Annotated in this window: 20 protein-coding genes; 12 read left to right on the forward strand and 8 right to left on the reverse strand. The window is 33.8% G+C overall.

Annotated features, from left to right (window positions below; translation table 11 throughout):
* The first annotated feature begins 16 nt into the window (after positions 1-16).
* Entirely contained in the window at positions 17-1,210 is a 1,194-nt protein-coding gene (locus HHH54_RS00105) for a sugar efflux transporter (RefSeq protein WP_198616790.1), read from the forward strand.
* Positions 1,211-1,291: 81 nt separating this feature from the next.
* Here the strand turns inward: HHH54_RS00105 and HHH54_RS00110 are convergent, their stop codons facing one another.
* Positions 1,292-1,975, reverse strand: a complete 684-nt coding sequence (locus tag HHH54_RS00110) for a hypothetical protein (RefSeq protein ID WP_198616791.1) — start codon at positions 1,973-1,975, stop codon at positions 1,292-1,294.
* Between the two features lie 84 nt (positions 1,976-2,059).
* Between HHH54_RS00110 and HHH54_RS00115 the strand changes: the two genes are divergently transcribed.
* The 4 genes from HHH54_RS00115 (at position 2,060) to HHH54_RS00130 (ending at position 4,018) form a co-directional block, all read left to right on the forward strand.
* Positions 2,060-2,512, forward strand: coding sequence for a GNAT family N-acetyltransferase (locus HHH54_RS00115; protein ID WP_198616792.1), 453 nt, complete (start codon positions 2,060-2,062; stop codon positions 2,510-2,512).
* A 69-nt stretch (positions 2,513-2,581) separates the two neighbouring features.
* Positions 2,582-2,917, forward strand: a complete 336-nt coding sequence (locus HHH54_RS00120) for an SA0632 family lipoprotein (protein WP_198616793.1) — start codon at positions 2,582-2,584, stop codon at positions 2,915-2,917.
* A gap of 119 nt (positions 2,918-3,036) precedes the next feature.
* Positions 3,037-3,336 carry a hypothetical protein gene (locus HHH54_RS00125; RefSeq protein WP_198616794.1) on the forward strand — a complete coding sequence of 100 codons (300 nt, stop codon included), beginning with the start codon at positions 3,037-3,039 and terminating at the stop codon, positions 3,334-3,336.
* A 142-nt stretch (positions 3,337-3,478) separates the two neighbouring features.
* Positions 3,479-4,018 (forward strand): GNAT family N-acetyltransferase, encoded by a 540-nt coding sequence (locus tag HHH54_RS00130; protein WP_198616795.1) that lies wholly within the window; start codon positions 3,479-3,481, stop codon positions 4,016-4,018.
* A gap of 251 nt (positions 4,019-4,269) precedes the next feature.
* Here HHH54_RS00130 and HHH54_RS00135 read toward each other — a convergent pair whose 3' ends face one another.
* The 4 genes from HHH54_RS00135 to HHH54_RS00150 form a co-directional block, all read right to left on the reverse strand.
* Positions 4,270-4,836, reverse strand: a complete 567-nt coding sequence (locus HHH54_RS00135; protein ID WP_198616947.1) for an LOG family protein — start codon at positions 4,834-4,836, stop codon at positions 4,270-4,272.
* Between the two features lie 36 nt (positions 4,837-4,872).
* Positions 4,873-5,325, reverse strand: coding sequence for a YaiI/YqxD family protein (locus tag HHH54_RS00140; protein ID WP_198616948.1), 453 nt, complete (start codon positions 5,323-5,325; stop codon positions 4,873-4,875).
* Entirely contained in the window at positions 5,322-6,560 is a 1,239-nt protein-coding gene (locus HHH54_RS00145; protein ID WP_198616796.1) for a hypothetical protein, read from the reverse strand. The genes HHH54_RS00140 and HHH54_RS00145 overlap by 4 nt, the downstream gene beginning before the upstream one ends.
* Positions 6,561-6,749: 189 nt before the next feature.
* Complete coding sequence (locus HHH54_RS00150) at positions 6,750-7,604, reverse strand: undecaprenyl-diphosphate phosphatase (protein WP_198616797.1); 855 nt, start codon at positions 7,602-7,604, stop codon at positions 6,750-6,752.
* Between the two features lie 212 nt (positions 7,605-7,816).
* Between HHH54_RS00150 and HHH54_RS00155 the strand changes: the two genes are divergently transcribed.
* Together HHH54_RS00155 and HHH54_RS00160 are read left to right on the forward strand one after the other, a co-directional pair.
* Positions 7,817-9,427 carry an ABC transporter ATP-binding protein/permease gene (locus tag HHH54_RS00155; RefSeq protein WP_432813783.1) on the forward strand — a complete coding sequence of 537 codons (1,611 nt, stop codon included), beginning with the start codon at positions 7,817-7,819 and terminating at the stop codon, positions 9,425-9,427.
* A 24-nt stretch (positions 9,428-9,451) separates the two neighbouring features.
* Entirely contained in the window at positions 9,452-11,122 is a 1,671-nt protein-coding gene (locus HHH54_RS00160; RefSeq protein ID WP_198616798.1) for an amino acid ABC transporter ATP-binding/permease protein, read from the forward strand.
* 228 nt (positions 11,123-11,350) lie between these two features.
* On the opposite strand, the gene mgrA is transcribed toward HHH54_RS00160, so the two are convergent.
* Entirely contained in the window at positions 11,351-11,788 is a 438-nt protein-coding gene (gene mgrA, locus HHH54_RS00165) for a global transcriptional regulator MgrA (protein ID WP_198616799.1), read from the reverse strand.
* Positions 11,789-12,026: 238 nt separating this feature from the next.
* Between mgrA and HHH54_RS00170 the strand changes: the two genes are divergently transcribed.
* From HHH54_RS00170 to mdh, 4 genes are all read left to right on the forward strand, one after another.
* A complete protein-coding gene (locus tag HHH54_RS00170; RefSeq protein ID WP_198616800.1) occupies positions 12,027-12,956 on the forward strand; it encodes a CobW family GTP-binding protein in 930 nt (309 codons plus the stop codon).
* 25 nt (positions 12,957-12,981) lie between these two features.
* On the forward strand, positions 12,982-13,890 hold the full coding sequence (locus HHH54_RS00175) for an aldo/keto reductase (RefSeq protein ID WP_198616801.1): 909 nt from the start codon (positions 12,982-12,984) through the stop codon (positions 13,888-13,890).
* 100 nt (positions 13,891-13,990) lie between these two features.
* On the forward strand, positions 13,991-14,269 hold the full coding sequence (locus HHH54_RS00180) for a hypothetical protein (protein ID WP_198616802.1): 279 nt from the start codon (positions 13,991-13,993) through the stop codon (positions 14,267-14,269).
* A 101-nt stretch (positions 14,270-14,370) separates the two neighbouring features.
* On the forward strand, positions 14,371-15,309 hold the full coding sequence (mdh, locus tag HHH54_RS00185) for a malate dehydrogenase (RefSeq protein ID WP_198616803.1): 939 nt from the start codon (positions 14,371-14,373) through the stop codon (positions 15,307-15,309).
* A gap of 76 nt (positions 15,310-15,385) precedes the next feature.
* Here the strand turns inward: mdh and HHH54_RS00190 are convergent, their stop codons facing one another.
* Positions 15,386-16,102 (reverse strand): CPBP family intramembrane glutamic endopeptidase, encoded by a 717-nt coding sequence (locus HHH54_RS00190; protein ID WP_198616804.1) that lies wholly within the window; start codon positions 16,100-16,102, stop codon positions 15,386-15,388.
* Between the two features lie 402 nt (positions 16,103-16,504).
* The gene (locus HHH54_RS00195) at positions 16,505-17,122 is read right to left on the reverse strand and encodes a DUF1361 domain-containing protein (RefSeq protein ID WP_198616805.1); all 618 of its coding nucleotides are present in this window, start codon (positions 17,120-17,122) and stop codon (positions 16,505-16,507) included.
* Positions 17,123-17,312: 190 nt separating this feature from the next.
* Between HHH54_RS00195 and norA the strand changes: the two genes are divergently transcribed.
* On the forward strand, positions 17,313-18,476 hold the full coding sequence (gene norA, locus HHH54_RS00200; RefSeq protein ID WP_198616806.1) for a multidrug efflux MFS transporter NorA: 1,164 nt from the start codon (positions 17,313-17,315) through the stop codon (positions 18,474-18,476).
* Positions 18,477-18,545 lie beyond the last annotated feature (69 nt).

An 18,545-nucleotide genomic window follows, 5' to 3' on the forward strand; every position in this document is an offset into this window, starting at 1 on the left:
TGTGAAGGAGAAATAAATGTTTCGAGAATTACTAAAGATTAAAAACTATAAGTTATTTGTAGTGAATATGATGTTTATTGGAATGGGGATTGCAGTTACTGTCCCGTTTTTTATTTTGTTCGCAACAAATGCTTTAGGAATGACCACTAATCAATTTGGGTTATTATTAGCATTAGCAGCAGTCAGTCAATTTACGATGAATACGATTGTTGCTCGCTTTTCAGACACGCATCCGATTAATCGAAAGCTCATTATTATTGTAGCTTTATTTATGGGAGCATTAAGTTTTAGCCTCCCGTTTTTTATACATTCTATTCCACTATTTATTATTTTGTATGCACTGTTTCAAGGATTGTTTGCTCCGGCAATGCCACAATTATATGCTTCAGCAAGAGAATCTATTAACCAGTCAACATCAAGCAATCGTGCTATATTTGCAAATTCAGTATTGCGTTCAATGTTTTCTTTTGGTTTTTTATTTGGACCGCTTGTTGGGAACATATTAAACCAAAGTTGGGGATATAGTGGTTTATTTGGTGGAACAGTTGCAATCATTTTAACTACGCTTATTTTACAAGTGCTCTTTTTTAAAGAAACTAAAACCACACATCATACGAGAGGTGCATCATTAACTGAGAACAATGCGCCTTCTATGTTTAGACAAACATTCTTAATTATTCCATTTATTGCATTTATTTTGTTACATATTGGGCAATGGATGTATACACTTAATATGCCGCTTTATGTTACAAAATATCTAGGAGAAGAAGAGAAATATGTGGGACACCTTGCCAGCTTATGTGCAGGGTTAGAGGTACCTTTCATGATTATATTAGGCATGATTGCAAGTAAAGTTGAGACAAGAACATTATTAGCTTGTGCAGCGATATCAGGAAGTTTATTTTTTGGAAGTATTGGCATATTTGAAAGTGTCGGTATGATGTTAATCGGCCAACTCTTCTTAGCTGCCTTTCTCGCTGTATTATTAGGGATTGGTATTAGTTATTTTCAAGATATACTACCGCAATTCCCAGGATATGCGTCAACTTTATTCGCAAATGCAATGGTAAGCGGCCAATTTTTAGGGAATTTACTCGGTGGTGCGATGAGTGATTGGATTGGATTAGGCAACGTATTTTATGTATCCGCATTATCTTTATTATGTGGGTTTATCTTAATCTTATTTACACCTAAAAAAGTGAAGGTTTAACACTATAAACTCGGATAAGAAGAAGTTAGAGGGACTCTATGATATGGAGTGCTTGAGTTCTAACGGTCTTATCCGAATTTATTATTTCCACGGTGCACCGTAACTTTTTTTAGTTGGGGTTTCACGGTATACTGCAATTGGAATAATTAAGAAAGAAGCCAGTATAAAGAACCAATGATGAATACGTATATATGGTCCAAACTGTAGATATGTTTGTGGAAAGAAAAAAATATTAAACATAAATACTGCCATCGCAATTAAAAGTAAATAACCAAATAACCACGACCATCTTGAATAATTAAATGCTTGGAGTTGAATCATTTTAAAGCATCCCCAAATAAATAAAAAGGTCGCAAATACGCCCACTATAAAAGTAATAGGGAATGTATATACAAAAATACGTGTATCTTGTATAAAGAAACCTAAAAAACCTTTTAAAAAGCAAAAGACTGCAAGTAAGAATATAAAATGTTGATAAATATATCGGAAAATATTCTTAAAGGTTTGATTTGGTAAGGCTTTTATTGTTTCGATAGCATGTCTTTTAGGATCGTGATTAAAAAAGTCCATCGCATGGGTGCCTTCATCTTCAGCTTCTAAAAGATGTCCTAAAATGCGCTGTAAAACGACTTCAGAATCATAAGCGTTGACACGCATATCAGCACGCACATAGGTCATATAACTCTCAAAGATTTGGCGGTCTGTATTATTCAAGCGTAAAGATTTTACATTGTTTTCTTTCATTAATTCATGCGTTGATTTCATACCATCACCTCCTAATTTACTACTATTAAGATGTATCCATTATGACGATTAATGAAAGATAAATCAATATAAGAAGGTGATATTGTGAAACAAATTGATATTAATGATCAACAATACATTCATGAAATTGCACATTTACATGCACAATTACTTGGCGATGACCCAACGACTCCTGTTACGCCTTCACGATTACAGATGAGTCTCTATGAAGAAATGATTAATCAACGACTTCAATATAGTAAAGAGTATATATTAGTAGAAGAAAGTCAGCGAGCGCATTTAACGGCTTATATTTGGGCTCACTACGATCAACCGCTAAAGCAAGTAGTAATAGAATCGCTATTTGTTCATCCTAGCTATCGTTCAAATGGAGTGGCTACACGACTTAAAAAAGAAGTAGAAGAATGGGCAAAGTCAGTAGGAGCAGAACAGTTAGTTGGTACAGTTCGAATGGATAATCACGCGATGATTGAATTAAATACACAATTAGGATACAAGAAAGAAAAAATTGTGATGGCGAAGCGTATTGAAGGTTAATTTCAGTATGCGAAAGAAACTGAAACATGCTAAAATAAGTGTAATTGATGAATAATGGAGCGAAACAATGTGAGAAAGATATGGATGACTTGTATCGCAGCGTCGCTTATTTTAGCGGGTTGTGGTAACAGTGAAAAAGACAAGTTACAAGACGAAATTAAAACCTTAAAAGAAGAACAGAAGGAATTGAAAAAAGAAAATAAACAATTGAAAGATAAAAGTAATCAGTTAGATACAGAAATCAAAAACGTACAAGACGATATTGATAAAGGTAAGTCATCGAAAGAAGAGCAAGATAGTCATAAAGATAATAAAAAAGATAATATGGATAGTGAACAGTCAAATGCTCATGGTTCAGGTTCAACTTCTAAAGTAGAGACTGATACCACTGAAACAACACATTAGAATCTACATTAACTAAGGATTTATCTTAAAAACGAAGTGAATCTGATGAGCGTTTGATTTGCCAAGATATAGGGTAATAACATTCATATATCAACGATTGAGAAGAGAGGGACAAGAACATGCATGAAAAAAGTTTTGAAAAATTAGAAGGGCGCGAAATGAGCTTAAATGAATTGGGACGTGAATTGGAGAAAGTGACAGGATATTCTGTAAAGCATTCAACAGCTGATGTAAAACGTTCGATTGCGCTAAAACCTAATTTTAAGCATGATTGGGAGACGTATGTAGCGACATATCACTTAGATCATAGAAATGATAGTGTTGATGCAGTTTTTACAACAAAAAAAGGTCAAAACTTAGAACGTATTAAAGAAAAACCAGTTACAATTCAATTGGTGAGCTATATTTCTAAAGCTTAATCATAGCGTATTTAAAGTATAAAATGAAAATTAGGTGAACTTCTAGAGTGATAGGAGTGAAGTGTAAAAATTCAATGGTATTGAAGGATTTTTACCTTACTCCTATTTATTATATAAGTTTTGTTTTGGAAGGGGTGAGACTGTGACAGTCTACATCGAAACAGAACGCTTAAATTTGCGAGATTGGGAAAAAGATGACCTTATACATCTTCAAAAGTTAAACGCGAATCGGAAAGCGCGTCAGTATTTTCCGAGTTTGTTAAGTTATCGCAAATCAGAGCTGGATTTTGAAGCAATGAAAGCGACTTTAAAGCAACATCAAATTGGTTTATTTTCAGTTGAGCTAAAAGCAACTAAAAGTTGGATTGGATTTATTGGCCTAAATTATATTCCGAAAGAAAGTGATTATCGATTTGAGGAACTCCCATTTTATGAAATTGGTTGGCGTCTCATACCTGAAGTTTGGGAGAATGGCCTTGCGACAGAAGGAGCTAAAGCAGTTTTAAACTATGCACAGTCCAAAGGGATTCAAGAAGTGTATGCTTTAGCAGCGGAAAAGAACCGTCCTTCTATTCGAGTTATGGAAAAAATAGGTATGACATTATATGATACATTCGAAAAACCAAACCTTAGTGCAGCTCATGTACTAAAAAATCAAGTAAGATATCGAAAAGAACTATAGAATGAAAAAAGATTCATAACCACTAATGTATGGAGTTAAGGTTGAAAAACCGATAGATTAGAGTCCTATACGTTAGTGGTTCTTTAGAATCCTAAGCACTTTCTCAATGACCTTGGCGATATACGGTGAGAATCTGTGAACGGTGTTACAAAGCAGCGTTCTCGGCAGAACTTTCGCTCCGCTTCAAAACTAAAACTAGTTTTGAGCGTTGCTGTCGTTCTGCTTAAACGCTAATCGCTTCCTCAATGACCTTAGTTGTATGTTCGGGTTGTGAATGGTTTGGCTTGCTGGAGTCCTTCTAAGAGTTGTTTTGGTGTTTCGTATAAAGGAGCTAGGTTTGTATACTTTTCATCTATAAAGCCTTCTTTAATCATGTGCTGGATTAAGTTATTGAGTGGCGTGTAAAATTGTTGTGTATTGTATATCCCGATTGGTTTTTGATGGAGCCCGATTTGAGCCCAGCTATACACTTCGAAAAATTCTTCTAAAGATCCAGCTCCACCAGGGGCAATGACAAATGCGTCAGCAAGGTCTGCCATTGTTTGTTTTCGTTCGTGCATACTATCAACGAGAATGAGCTGAGATACTTTTTGGCTTGTAATTTCACGTTCGTCCAGTAATTTGGGCATGACACCAATTGCAGTTCCACCATGGTCTAATACACCATCTTGTATGGCTCCCATGATACCCACTGATCCAGCCCCAAACACTAATTCAATATTATGTTCAGCGAAGTATTTGCCTAATGCATAGGCATCTTTAAGGTATTGTTCATTTTTTCCTTTACTAGCACCACAATAAACCGCGATTCGTTTAATCATTGATGTGCCTCCTTTTAATAGTTGTGAACGATATCATATCGTAATTTTCAATAATTTGGATAATTGTGATTCAAAATGTTTACGTTGTCTCTCGTTGAAAGGTTTAGGTCCTTTACTATGTCTATGCTTTTTTCGGCGTTCTTGTTGGCTAAAGTAACGTTGGGCGAGTAGTTGATCGATATTGCTTTGTGTATAAATACGACCATTATGGTGTATCACGTGTTGAGCTTTGTTTAATAGTAAACTTGCTAAACCATAGTCCTGTGTGATTACAATATCTTGCGATTGAACGTTTTGGATAATAGAAAAGTCAACAGCATCTCGTCCACCGTCAACGTAATGCGTTTTAACATGCTCAGGATAAACTTGATTTGAAAAGTGATCGAAACTTCTATAAATATAAACTAAAACACCTGAACCAGTCGTCAATCTTATAACAGAATCGACGACTGGACAGGCATCACCATCAATGAGTATACGCATTATTTGTTTTGTTGATCTAAAGATTTTTTTGAAGTTCGATTTAACTTTTTATCCTGACGCAATGTGTTACTTTTTGACGCTTTATCTTCCATATTACGATAATGTTGCTCGAATAATGAGGCATTTTCGAGTTCATTATCAACACGTGTTTGTTCTAAAGTTCGTTGTGTTACAGGTTTGGAAGTGGGTTGATTTGTTTGAGGTGAGTGACTATAAGGTTTTTCGCCTGATTGTGATTCAAGTGTATGCAATTCAGATAGTGTTTTAATGCGATGGTTATCATTGTCTTGAGTTGTACTTTTAACATTGTCTTGAATTGCTTTATTTTGAAGATCCACTTCACGTTCTTTTACATTTTCTTCATGTTTTTGAATTTTTTTCATGTTCTTCTGTAAATCTTTTTGACGTTTATCTTCACGTTTTTGTTCTTCTTTGTGACGCTTTTCAATCGATTTTTGAAGCTTTTTGTTCATTTTATTAATTTCTTTTTTGTTTTGCTTTTCAATTTTTTGACCACGAGCTTCAGTTTTTTCATCAACTGGACGCGGGACGTCACCTACTTTTTCTTCATGTTTTTGCATTTTTTTCATATTTTTCTGTAAGTCTTTTTGACGTTTATCTTCGCGTTTTTGTTCTTCTTTGTGACGCTTTTCAATCGATTTTTGAAGCTTTTTATTCATTTGATTAACTTCTTTTTTATTTTGCTTTTCAATTTTTTGACCACGAGCTTCAGTTTTTTCATCAATTGGACGTGGTACATTATGATGTTTTGTTTCGTATTTCTGCATTTTTTCCATATTTTTACGTAAATCTTTTTGACGCTTTTCAGCTAATTTTTCCTCAGCTTTATGACGCTGTTCGATTGTTTTGCGTAATTTTTTATTCATTTTACTAATTTCATCACGATTTTCTTTTTGAAGTTTTTCGCCACGCTTACGAACATTTTCAGGGCGTAACGCACGTTGATATTCAGCTTCTTTTTTCATTGCTTTATTGTAGTCATGACGACGTTTACGCATAACAACATTGTCTTTAATTCGATTAGAATTTGTAGCAACTTTGTCTTTGACGCGATATGTGATTTCACCCGTTTTATGCGCAATAGTTTTAGATGTGTGTATAGTAGCGTTTTTTGCTTTTTGAACATCAGGATGCGCTTTTGCTTTTTTTCGTTCTACAACTAAAGGAACTAGAAATATAGGTAGAACATTAACGATGGTTTTAATTGTTTTATTCATGAACGTTGCCTCCAATTTTGAGATACTCTAGATTCTTTACCCAAACTTAATGATAAATAAACGCTTAATATCAAGTGCAGATAGCATTGAGAGGGAGTTTGATATGAAATATGGACTGGCACTTTTATTTCGAAAGACCAGTCCAAATTAAATGTTTTTAAGCATATTTCATCGTATAGCGTGTGCGGTTTATTTAATAATGCCGTAGTAAACAACTGCGATAACTACAACGAGTACAATACGATAAATCGCAAAAGGTAATAATTTAACATTTTGAATTAATTTTAAGAAAGTTTTAATTGAGATAAAGCCGACTACAAAGGCTGCGATGAATCCAAAAATGTAAAACAAAATATGTGAAGGTTCAATATAGTTTAGATGTTTAATAATTGAAAGTCCACTTGCACCTAACATGACAGGCACAGCCATCATGAATGTAAAGTCGGAAGCAGATTTATGATCTAATTTCATTAAAACACCTGTTGAAATTGTTGAACCTGAGCGTGAAAAGCCTGGCCACATTGCAATGGCTTGTGACAAACCAATAACAAATGCTTGGAAATATGTGATTTCGTCAACATTCATAGGTCTACGTACGTGTCGGCTAAATTTGTCGGCAATTATCATGTAAATTGCTCCTAAGAATAACCCAATTAACACAGTAGGTACACTGAATAAATATTTTTCGATTAAATCATCAAATAGGAATCCCAATACTCCGGCAGGAATCATACCTACTAAAATATGCGTGATTTTAAGGCGACGTGGTTTAGAACGTAGTCCTTCTCTATGTTCTGGTTTATATTTTCCGATATGTAGCATTTCGAAATATTTATGACGAAAAACCCATGCTGCTGCAAACACTGAACCGAGCTGAATAACGATTTTAAACGTAAATGCAGACTCAGGTCCTAAAAACTCTTCAGACTTTAACCACATATCGTCTACTAGAATCATGTGACCAGTAGAAGATACTGGTGCAAACTCTGTTAATCCTTCTACAATACCTAAAATTAGCGCTTTAATAAGTTCGAAAATTAACATACAAGTACCTCTTTACAGATAGATTTTTAACATACAATATAGCATATCATAGCATAATTTTTTGAGAGTTGTCTTAAATAAATTCTATTTTCAGTCAAAAGTCTGACAAAAATACGATATGAATTTGAGAATATAGAGTGGCTATAACTGAAACATAATTAGAGAACATGTACAATAATGATTACGATTTGTTTCAATGGAGGTGATTAAAGGTGAAGCAACTTAATCAATGGATGAAACCATTTTATAAGTATCCAGCGATGATGTTAGGTATAAGTATGATTCTGGCCATTGCTGTGGTAACACAAAATATTTTAATAGGTAAACTATTAAATCACTTGTTGTTTAATGTCAAAACCAATTGGCTTTTGCTTATCATCGTGTTAAGTTTTGCATTATTCATCCGTGCGACAATGTCGTTTTTGAATGATTTTACAGGTGAGCGACTGAGTTACCGAGTACGTGTAATGATTCGTAAGCAATTACTTCATCAGTACAGTAAGGGGAATGTAGGTGCTCGACTGACAACAGCTACACACACATTGTCTGAAATGCTACCATTTTATCGCGTATACATCCCTCAAGTATTCAAATCTATGATGATTCCATTAGCTATTATCATCACAATGGTATTTATTCATTTACCAACCGCATTGATTATGATTGTTACAGCACCATTTATACCTGTCTTTTATATTGTATTTGGGTTAAAAACACGTGATGATGCTAAAGATCAAATGACCTTTTTAAATCACTTTAGCGCCCGTTTTTTAACATTAACTAAAGGATTAGAAACATTAAAAATCTTCAATCGCACAGTCCAAGCTGAAAATACAGTTTATAAAGAGAGTACACAATTTCGTGATAAAACGATGATTATTTTAAAAAGTGCGTTTCTTTCTAGTTTAATGTTAGAATTCATCAGTATGTTAGGAATAGGGATTATTGCCTTAGAAGTTGGACTAAGCCTCATTGTATTTAAGTCAATAACTTTTGAAATAGCTGCGATTGCAGTGATTATGGCTCCTGAGTTTTATAATGCAATTAAAGATTTAGGTCAAGCCTTTCATACAGGTAAAGAAAGTGAAGGGGCAAGTGAAGTTGTGAACGAAATGCTTCAAAACAATGTAAAGTATGCATCGCTTTTAACTGTTGATAATACTCAGACTGCACTTATACGCGTAAAAGACTTGAATTTTAAGTATGATGAAAGTGAGCAGTGGCAATTAAAAAATATAAATTTTAATATCAATAAAGGTGATCATATTGCTTTAGTTGGACCAAGTGGCTCGGGGAAATCGACCTTAGTTCAGTTGATTTTAGGAGAATTAAGGCCTTATTCTGGTACAGTTATATATAATGCTCACGATTTACGTATAGGTTACTTAGCACAATATCCTTATATATTTAATGCCACAATTGCTGAGAATGTAGCGATGTTTCATAAAGTTGAAGAATCGGAAATTCAGCGTGTTTTATCAGAAGTTCAATTGGATCATGTAGTTCGACAGCTGGAAAGAGGCATCCATACGTATATTGGTGAAGGAGGAGAAATGCTTTCAGGTGGTGAAATGAGACGTATCGAACTTGCTAGATTACTTATTATGAAACCTGAATTTTTAGTATTAGATGAACCTTTTACTGGATTAGATATAGATACTGAAATGATTATTCAACACGTATTATCAAAACATTTCAAGGAGACGACGCGTTTGACTATTGCACATCGTCAACAAACTATACGAGATGCAACACGCCGTATTTATTTACAAAATGGTGAAATTAAATCTGACGATACACAAATTGATGTGTCATTATCATAAGTTTGAAAAGAGAGGGGTGAGTTGATGTCGAGGCACACACAATATCATCAGATTAAGCAAAACAAAGATCTTTGGATTGCAATTGTTATAGGTGTTATTAGTGGATTGGTACTTTTAAGTATGTTTTTCTTGAGCGGTTACATGATTACTCAAAGTGCATTAGGTGCACCTTTATATGCGTTGATGGGCTTAATTGTAACTGTAAAGTTATTTGGTTTTCTACGTGCGATTACACGCTATATTGAAAGATTATATTCACATAGGGCAACCTTTACGATGCTACGAGATGTACGTGTGAAATTATTTAAGGGGCTGACACCTATAGTTCCAAATGTGTTTAAATATTTTAAAGCTAGTGACTTACTCAGTCGTATGGTCACAAGTGTAGAATCTCTTCAAAATATTTATTTGCGTGTTTATTATCCACCGATTGTAATCAGTTTAATCACCCTGATATCAATGATTGTATTTTATTTTATAAGCTGGATTCACAGCTTGATTATTGGATTTACGATGTTGTTGTCATTATTTGTCATGCCATGGCTCTTTGCACGTAAAGCACGTGTAATTAAAGAAAACGTAAATATTAAACAGCAAGATTTGATGAAGCATTATTATAATCATGTCTTAGGACAGTATGAGTTGAACCGTTTTAACAGTGTGCATTTACATCAACACCGTTTAGATGCTATAGAGCAACAATTAAACCAAGCTGAGCATCGAGAACAAACATTTCATATATATTATGCCTATTTATCGAATATTGTAAGTATGGTCGCATTAATTGTTAGTTTGCTGTTAGGAATATATCAAATTAAACACCACACATTAGATGCGATATATATCACCAGTATGATTTTAATGATTTTAACGTTGTTAGAGCAACTCGTTTCAATGACACAAGTTCCTTATTATAAAGGAGAAACTGACTTAGCGAAAAACGAGATAGAAACAGTCACAAGTATGCGTTCTAATTTAGAAGGAACTGAAGAGAGTGGGATTCAAGAAATAGAACAACATGCATTATTATGGTCACTTCAAGATGTTACAATGTTTTATGAATATAGAGAACGTCCGAGTCTTAAAAATATTAACTTAAAGATTTATAAAGGAGAACATATCGCAATAGTAGGTAGTTCAGGGTCAGGCAAGTCATCTTTATTAAGGATTTTAATGGGGTTATATCAAGTGTCAGAAGGAGAATGCTATGTAGGGACGCGAAATATCAAACAGATAGATACAAGAGATTACTTATCACATTTGAATATACTATTACAAAATCCTCATTTCTTTGATGGTACAGTACGTGATAATTTATTAAATGAAGCAAGTGACGACGATTATCGTAAAGTGTTAAGAACAGTTGGGTTGTCGTATGTACCATTACATCATGAAATTACGATGAATAGAACAGCTTTATCTGGTGGAGAGTTTCAACGACTCGCATTAGCTCGATTACTTCTAAGAGATGCTTCGATATGGATTGTTGACGAGCCGACGTCTAGCTTGGATCATAAGCATTCACATCATATTATGAAAGTATTACATGATTATGCTAAAACACTCATTGTAGCGACACATGACTTAGCTTATATTCAAGAATTTGATCGTGTGATTGAAATAAAAGAGGGGCAAGTGGTGAATGATACAACACCGGACGATTTTATAAGAAAAAAGAACAGGATTAATCAATAGATGTAGACATAAAAAGAGGGTGAAAATAAAGCCTCTAAATGTGATTGGAAACGGATTGGGATTAAGATGTAGTAAAAGAAAAAGTTGCGATATCCCAACCTTTAAAAAGGTGCTTTATTTTACCCTCATGATTTACATAGTTTAACGCTACTCTGTTAATGAAATTTATAAAACAAAACAAATAAGATGGTATATTATAGAAAATATCCCAACTTATATATTTAGATATTATTTTGATTCACTAAAAGCAGTAATGATTTTTTCAAGTAAACGATTTAATTCTTTAATCTCATCAGGAGATAAAGATGATGCTTCTGCAACTTTTTCAGATGCGTTGCTTAATTGAGATTGCATCGCTTTACTCTTGTCAGTTAAGTGTACGTAAACTTCACGTTGGTCAATTTCAGAACGTTCCCGAGTAATTAAATCCATTTGTTCCATACGCTTTAGCAAAGGTGAAACAGTACCTGTATCTAAAGCTAAATCAGTAACTACTTTTTTAACATTTACAGGTGATTCATCCCATAGTATCTCTAAAACAAGAAACTGAGGATACGTTAAGTTATACTTTTTAAAGATAGCATTTGAATAATAACGATTTACTTGACGTTGTGCGTTATATAAACTAAAGCATACTTGCTCTTTTAAGTTTAAATGGTCAGACATAATAGTTCTCCTCCAAACATTTGATCCGTATTTCTCTTTTTCACGGATAGGGATCCGTCCATAATTGAGTTGATTTAAGTCGCTCCCTCTTAAATCCATGGGTTGGAACACATATGTTCTTATTGTCCTAACCTCATGCAGTAATTTTAGAAGATTACACAAAGTTAATCAAGCTAAAAGCCAGTGTTACACATACATTATAACAGATTTGTCGATTATTTAAGAGAGGTGTAATAAAATGTTAGAAAATAAAACTACAATTACGATTATTAACGGATTTTTAGGAAGTGGTAAAACCACATTCTTAGAACATTATATGAGGTCAATATTAAAAAATGATGAGAAAGTTGCACTAATTGTGAATGAATTTGGTGATTTTGATGTGGATGGTCGTATTTTAAATCAAAATGATATAAAAATATCGATGACACAAGGTTGTGTGTGTTGTGATTTGCAAAGCGACTTAGTTGCTCAAATTTACCAACTTGCAAAACAACATGTTGACCGAATCATAATTGAAGCATCTGGTGTAGCAAACCCCATTGATATTTTGATGGCATGTCAAGATATTATGTTAGAAGGATTAATAGAGTACCCAGAGACCATTTGTATACTTGACAGCATTCGATTTTTAGAAAGAGATACTTTAACAACTCAAACTCAGCAATTAATGGAAGATCAAATTAAAGCAAGCCAACATGTTTATATTAATAAAGTCGATCAATTGAAAGATATGATACAACAACAAAATCTTATCGATGAAGTTAAACGTATTTCTCCATATTGTGCAATTAGTACGACTACATATGGTGTGGTTCAAAATACAGTAACACAAGGTGCATTAGAACAACAAAAAAGTCAAATATTTAATGACCATCATCATACTCATGCTCATTATCAAAGTTTAAAATATGTCTTTAATAATCCGATTGATCAAGAAGCATTCTTGAAATTTTTACTGAACTTACCTGATGATATTTTAAGGCTAAAAGGGTTTGTTGAATTCCGTAATTCACCTAATCAAACGATCCTAGTGCAAATGGCAAATCATATTCCATTATTTGATGTGATTGATGAAACAAATATGCCTAATACAATTGTGATAATTGGTGAACAATTAGATACAACAAGGCTAAGAAACCAATTAGATATGTTACAATTTAGCTAAAGTATAAATATGAAGGGGTGTACGTATGGAACGCATTCAAATCAATCAACATGTATCTTACTCAAGAATTATTCAAGGTTTTTTTCGTGCTGAACAATGGGCAATGACGCCTCAAGAAATGAATCGATTTTTAAACCAACTTGTTGAAAAAGGGATTACAACTATGGATCATGCAGACATATACGGAAAATACACAACAGAAGGTGCTTTTGGGGATGCTTTAAAACTTTCTCCCGAATTGCGTGATTCGATAGAGATTGTCACAAAATGTGGAATTGTTCAACCTAACGCAATTTACGAAGATCAAACAGAGCATCGTTATGATTTAAGCAAACAACACATTAAACGTTCAGTAGAGCGCTCTCTTAAAATGTTAAATGTGGATCATATTGATTCTTTACTTGTACATAGACCGTCTCCTCTCATGCAGCCATGTCAAATTACAGATGCACTTAAAGATTTAGTTCAAGAAGGTAAAGTATTATCTTTTGGTGTTTCTAATTTCGAGCGTTCACAATATGAACTGCTTAATCAATGTCTTAAAGATGATAAGTTTCATATTGCTGTCAACCAAATCGAGGTCTCACCATATCATCTAGACGCCTTTCATAATGGTTTAATCGATGATATGTATAAAGAAGATGTCAAATTAATGGCATGGGGGCCTTTCGCTGGTGGGAAATTATTTGATACCCAAGATCCAATTTCTAAGCGTGTTTTACCTGTTTTGAAAAGAATTGCTGAAACACATCGTACTTCAGTCGGTGCTATTGTAAGTGCATGGTTTAAAAAACATCCTGCTCAGATAATGCCTATCATAGGCACTCATCGTATTGAACGCGTGGATGAAGTGATTGAGGGACTGGATATTACACTTCGTGATCAAGAGTGGTTTGATATTTATACTGCAGCTCAAGGCTATGATATACCATGATTGAATTATAAATGAGCGCATTAAGCAAGAAGTGAACTGTGCTCTAAAATGAATTGTACATGAAGCGTATTGTCTTAGATGCTTAAAGGAGAATAGTTTAATGAATGAGTTGGAGAGAAAAAAACGTAGTCGCTTTGGAAGAAATCTTATTGCAATTCCTTATATCATTTTCGGTATAGTGATTGCGCTAACTTTTATTTTTATGCCGATACCAGTTGTCCTTGTTACATTTTTTGCAATCTTTACTGCATATAACGTGATTATTATGTTTGTCGCTTTTTTATTAAAATATGGAAGAATTACTTTATATCTTTTAATCATGTCTTTGTGTATGGCTGGAGCGTTAGCGCTTTTAATCTATATGATGTTTAAATTTTAATTAACACGTATTGATAATAATTTACCTATGTTGAAAACGTGTGTGAGTTTCATTAATGTTATAATAAACATGAAGATAGCAATCAAAGGGGATGGTTATAAATGAAACGTAAAAAGGTATCAATTATAGGTTCAGGTCATACGGGGGCAACACTTGCGTTTATAGTGGCAACACAAGATATTGCGGATGTTGTCTTAGTAGATCGAGAGAAGAATGAAAATGCGATGAAAGGTAAAACGTTAGATATTGCTCAAAGTGGACCGATTTTAGGTTTTAACACACATGTGACATCAACTATAGATTATGCAGCAACGAAAGATTCCGATATTGTTGTGATTACAGCAGGTGTGCCACGTCAACCAGGGATGAGTCGTGATGATTTAGTACAAACAAATGAAGCGGTAATGAAAGATGTAACTGCTAAAATAACTCAATACTCACCTGATTGTACGATTATTGTATTAACAAATCCAGTTGATGCGATGACTTATACGGTTTATCGTACTTCAGGTTTTCCAAGTCATCGTGTTATAGGGCAATCTGGTGTACTTGATACAGCGCGTTTTAAAACATTCATAGCCGACGAGCTTAATGTGGCAGTTAATGATGTGACTGGTATGGTGCTAGGCGGACACGGAGATACAATGGTACCTTTAATCAGACACAGTCATGTAAACGGTGTACCACTTGATGAGCTTATGCCACAAGATAAGATCGAAGCCATTATAGAAAGAACGCGAAAAGGCGGTGCTGAGATTGTACAATTGCTAGGAGATGGCTCAGCGTATTACGCACCTTCTGCAGCAATTTACGAGATGATTAAGGCGATTCTAATGGATGAAAAGAGAGTACTGCCTACTATTGCATACTGTGAACAAGAATATCAACTCGATGGATTATATATCGGAGTACCCACAATTCTTGGTGCAAATGGTGTAGAGCGTATTATCGAACTCGATTTAAACGAATCTGAAAAGGAACAGTTTAAAGCATCTGTTGAAGCAGTGAAAAATGTAAAATCATCACTTAAAGAATCTTAAAGTAAGCGAGTCACAGAATAGAAAAGTTGAGGTGAAAGGAATGATACTTTAGTATTCCATTCATCTCAACTTTATTTTAACTATACATTTGGGCTACAATCGCAAAAAATGCTAGTGAATTTACAAGCATGTGTGAAGCGATGGACGCAAGAATGTTGCCACCACTTTTAATATAAACCACAACAAACATTGTTGCCATAAGTAGATAAGGGATGGCTTCAAAAGGAGATACAGCTGCGAAAAGATGCATTGCTGCAAAAAACACAATTGAAATAAGTCCCATTGTTATAAAGCCAAATTTCTTTCCTAATTCCCCAATAACGATATGTCTGAATAATAATTCTTCTGTTATCGGTGTCAGTATGGCGATACTTATAAATACAAGAGGCAAAATTTTAGGGTCCTCGAATAACACTTTTAGCGCTTCTTGATTTCCAGTATCCGTATATTGCCACTTTTGAGGTAAAAATCCCATTAATATATTTGTAATGATGTTTGCAATCATGTAAACAATGTAAGCTACCAAAATTAATTTAATACTATGCTTTAAATGGACGAAGTGATTTTTCATTTGGTTACGTAATTGATGGCGATGTGACCATGCGAGATATAATATAACTAAAAGGGAGGACAATATTCCCACTCCGGTTAAAAATAAAGGGCTAGATATTTGATTAGGTTTAAGTTCTAATACCCAAAAAATAAAAATAGGTATGATATTACTAGCTAAAAAATAAATTAAAAAAGCCCACAGATCACGCCAAGCTACTTTATTTGTATGAAAGCGATTCATCTCTAACCTCCAAAAGTATTTTTCCTTAAAATTATTCTATCATTTTTTGCGTTATTCAACACTATCCTTTAGATATCATATAAACTCTAGAATAAGACTATACTGAAAAGTATTGTTCAAGTTATGAAGACGTAACTCCAAAGACAAAAACAACTAAATACAAACCAATGAATTGTGAAATTGTTAAGAGATAAGCATATTTTAGATGTATCTTAGTTTTAAAAGGGACTGACCAATTTGGATAAAAGCGTTCATAATAAAAAATTTGAATTAAAAATAAACTTATACCAAAAGGCAACAACCCGATTAAGATACAAGATACTAAAGACCAACCCATGCGATAAAAGAGGAACGCGATACATGATTGTGTTAAGATGATCCACATTATAAAATAAATTGAAATCATTGTTTCATACGTACCCCCTTCACACAACATAATAAAAATACTTGTAGTAATGTGAGCATTAATATAAATAATAAGGCCTTGCCATCAATAGCTTGGACTGTGGAGATGAGTACAGAGAATGGATGGTTGATGACATGTACCGTATGAAAACGTAAAAATCTCCCAATGTAAATACCTAAACTATTTAAAAATAGTACGCTGATGATAATAGATAGCCGAATCCATTTTGAAAATGGAAGTCGGTTCAGTTCGATAATAATAAGAATGTAGCAAAACATTGCAAACATCACAGCAAGTAAGAGAAGCGTAAAATGAACCCACTCATATAAGACAATGCCTGACAGAAAAGCAAATTGAAACTGATTCAGATGGATTAAATCAGTTAGCATATAAAAAGTATTAGGTAACATCAAAATAAAGACACATATGTATATGATAAAGAAAGGCCATTCAAAAGAGCGGCGTGGTATAAATAATTTTAATAAGAAAGCGAGCTCTAAAGGTATATAGGCAAGCGTCATATTAAGTAATGTAAAGCGATAGTAATTAGGTAATAGAAATATAATACTCATAAGCACAATATACATAATACGTGCGATATTTCGGGCTTTCACAATCAAGACCTCCTTAAACCATGAGGCATTTAGCATACAATGATTAGTGCTATGATTCAAATATTTGTGTGAATGACATATAGATATTAAAGGTTAATAATGAAATAATGGTGTCGTAGACTTTAATATAGAAGGCAAATATTATATAATGTTCTAATATTTTAATACCGAAAAAAGGAGGAAGCAGAACGTGAATAAACAATTTATCATATTATACTTAAATATATTTTTAGTATTCCTCGGCATTGGTCTTGTTATTCCTGTTCTACCTGTTTATTTAAAAGATTTAGGATTAACAGGGTCAGATCTTGGTATTTTAGTAGCTGCATTTGCACTTGCGCAAATGGTGATTTCCCCATTTGGCGGAACACTTGCAGACCGTCTAGGAAAAAAGTTAATTATTTGTATTGGTTTAATGTTATTTAGTATTTCTGAGTTTTTATTCGCCGCATCGCAAACTTTTAGTTTATTGATTATTTCTCGAATACTCGGAGGGATGAGTGCAGGTATGGTTATGCCGGGTGTAACTGGACTCATTGCAGATTTATCTCCAGGACAAGATAAAGCGCGCAACTTTGGATATATGTCTGCGATTATCTCGGCAGGATTTATATTGGGACCAGGCGCAGGAGGATTTTTAAGTGAAATCTCACATCGTTTACCTTTTTTATTCGCCGGTATATTAGGAGTATTTGCTTTTATAGGTACAGTTATCTTTGTACATCAACCTAAAAAAGAAACGTCACAAGGATTTCCACAATTGGACCCACATCAACTTGAAAAAATTAATCTTAAAGTATTTATTACACCCGCTATTTTAACGTTGATTTTGGCGTTAGGATTATCAGCTTTTGAAACACTATTCCCTCTATATACTGCTGATAAAATGAATTTTAAACCCGCTGATATTTCTATCGCTATCACAGGTGGTGGTGTTGTCGGTGCAGTATTTCAAATTTTCTTATTTGATAAGCTGATTCAATTTTTTAGTGAACTCACTTTCATTATTTATGCTTTGATTTACTCAGCATTTATTTTATTTATTTTAATTTTTGCACACTCGTATTGGCATGTCATGGTAATATGTTTCGTTGTGTTTATAGGATTTGACTTAATTCGTCCAGCATTAACAAATTACTTTTCTAACATTGCAGGTAATCGTCAAGGGTTTGCAGGGGGTCTTAATTCTACATTCACAAGCATGGGGAACTTTATCGGTCCTCTCATTGCAGGAGGATTGTATGACGTAAATATTGAATATCCTTTAATGATGTCAATTCTATTTATGCTCTTAGGTTGTGGAGTCATTTGGATTGAAAAAATGTTATATCGTCATAGAGAACAAAACGCTTAAAAACAAGTGGATACTGTCTTTTGCATTTGAACGAACAGCGAATAGAGGGGTATTCCATGTTATAATTTA

Origin of the sequence: Staphylococcus canis (assembly GCF_016238445.1) — a bacterium.
Classification (GTDB): Bacteria; Bacillota; Bacilli; order Staphylococcales; family Staphylococcaceae; genus Staphylococcus; species Staphylococcus canis.

Bases quoted from the DNA above. Each gene is read 5' to 3' on its own strand.
- HHH54_RS00105 (WP_198616790.1), top strand. From the start codon at position 17: ATGTTTCGAGAATTACTAAAGATTAAAAACTATAAGTTATTTGTAGTG.
- HHH54_RS00110 (WP_198616791.1), bottom strand. From the start codon at position 1,975: ATGAAATCAACGCATGAATTAATGAAAGAAAACAATGTAAAATCTTTA.
- HHH54_RS00125 (WP_198616794.1), top strand. From the start codon at position 3,037: ATGCATGAAAAAAGTTTTGAAAAATTAGAAGGGCGCGAAATGAGCTTA.
- HHH54_RS00145 (WP_198616796.1), bottom strand. From the start codon at position 6,560: ATGAATAAAACAATTAAAACCATCGTTAATGTTCTACCTATATTTCTA.
- HHH54_RS00150 (WP_198616797.1), bottom strand. From the start codon at position 7,604: ATGTTAATTTTCGAACTTATTAAAGCGCTAATTTTAGGTATTGTAGAA.
- HHH54_RS00160 (WP_198616798.1), top strand. From the start codon at position 9,452: ATGTCGAGGCACACACAATATCATCAGATTAAGCAAAACAAAGATCTT.
- mgrA (WP_198616799.1), bottom strand. From the start codon at position 11,788: ATGTCTGACCATTTAAACTTAAAAGAGCAAGTATGCTTTAGTTTATAT.
- HHH54_RS00170 (WP_198616800.1), top strand. From the start codon at position 12,027: ATGTTAGAAAATAAAACTACAATTACGATTATTAACGGATTTTTAGGA.
- HHH54_RS00175 (WP_198616801.1), top strand. From the start codon at position 12,982: ATGGAACGCATTCAAATCAATCAACATGTATCTTACTCAAGAATTATT.
- HHH54_RS00180 (WP_198616802.1), top strand. From the start codon at position 13,991: ATGAATGAGTTGGAGAGAAAAAAACGTAGTCGCTTTGGAAGAAATCTT.
- mdh (WP_198616803.1), top strand. From the start codon at position 14,371: ATGAAACGTAAAAAGGTATCAATTATAGGTTCAGGTCATACGGGGGCA.
- HHH54_RS00190 (WP_198616804.1), bottom strand. From the start codon at position 16,102: ATGAATCGCTTTCATACAAATAAAGTAGCTTGGCGTGATCTGTGGGCT.